General features: G+C 60.5%; 1 protein-coding gene and 1 tRNA gene. One reads left to right on the top strand and one right to left on the bottom strand.

Annotated features, from left to right (window positions below; genetic code table 11):
• On the top strand, positions 1-622 hold a 622-nt coding region (locus ACU5AP_RS16305; RefSeq protein WP_446681564.1), incomplete at its 5' end, for an oxidoreductase C-terminal domain-containing protein.
• 676 nt (positions 623-1298) lie between these two features.
• On the opposite strand, the gene ACU5AP_RS16300 is transcribed toward ACU5AP_RS16305, so the two are convergent.
• Positions 1299-1373 (bottom strand) — tRNA-Thr (locus ACU5AP_RS16300).
• Positions 1374-1384 lie beyond the last annotated feature (11 nt).

Genomic DNA, 1384 nt, shown 5'->3' with positions numbered 1-1384 from the left:
CGAGGTCGCTGGGTTCGAGGACGCGGGCGTGCGTCTGGTGGACGGGACGCTGATCGCGGCGGATGCGGTGCTGGTCGGCGTCGGCGCCTTCGCCTGCGAGGCCCTGGCGCGCACGGCCGGACTGACGTGCGACAATGGCGTGGTGGTGGACGAGACGGCCCGCACCAGCGACCCGAACATCTACGCCATCGGCGATGTGACGCGGCGGCCGATCCCGGTCCACGGCGGCGTCATGCACCGGCTGGAGAGCGTGCCCAACGCGCTGGAGCAGGCCAAGCAGGCGGCCTCGGCCATCGTCGGCCGCGCGGCTCCGGCGCCGGAGGTGCCGTGGTTCTGGTCCGACCAGTATGACGTCAAGCTGCAGATCGCGGGGGTGCCCTTCGACGCTGATCGCCAGCTGGTGCGCGGCGATCCGGCTGGCGGCGCCTTCTCGGTCTTCCACCTGAGCGGCGACAGGATCGTGGCGGTGGAGGCGGTCAACGCCCCCGCCGACTTCATGGGCGGACGGATGCTGATCGGGAAGGCGGCGAGGGTGGATGATGCCCTGCTGGCCGACCCGACAGTGTCGATCAAGGCGGTGGGCCTGCCCTTGGGTGGGGCGGGTGGGATGAAGGAGCTCTGACATCACCCGCTTTGTCGCGCGCTTTAAAGACGAGGAGGCGTTACTTCACAATCATGTTGATTGTCCGTACCGGCGATATGTGAATTGCTCGTTTCTCCATTGTCGGAGGAAGTGGCTATGAAAAATCTAAATGTTCGTCGCATCGTCTCGTTGGGAGCGGTCGTCGCAGGCCTATTTGGCGTTTTAACATTGGCGGGAGCTAGTCAGGCGAGATCTGATTTCTATTATCAATATTATTTTTATAGCGATGCTAGTCACACTGAGCTTGTAGGACAGGTTAGGCAGCATTGTTTAAACAATAATATAATTATAACGCCTTTAGTTGATGGCGTCTGGACCGATTACTATACCATGGAAGCTATCGGTCGATGCCCAGGTTTGGGCGACTGGTAATCGACAGGAGAGCCTTCGGGTCAGTAGTCGGAAGGCCTCGGGCATCGCCTGGGGCCTTTTCGCGTTTCGTACTGACAACGGCCGCTGCCTTGGCGTTAGCTAACGCCAAGGCAGCGGCGGATCTTTGTGGATCGCTCAATTGCGCGGATTGGTGGCGTCGTTTCCGGAAGCTCTCAATAAATGGGGGTCGTTCTTGAAATGTTCCGAGATCATCGGCATGGTCCCCGCGAGGGGGTAATTTCTGATTTGTCGGAAAAGCCCTTGTAAATCCAAGGGGTCAGTGTGGTGCCGCCGGGCAGGATTGAACTGCCGACCTCAGCCTTACCAAGGATGCGCTCTACCACTGAGCTACGGCGGCGGGTCACTGAG

This window comes from Brevundimonas sp. RM1 (assembly GCF_052907225.1).
This window is presented reverse-complemented; position numbering and strand designations above follow the sequence as displayed.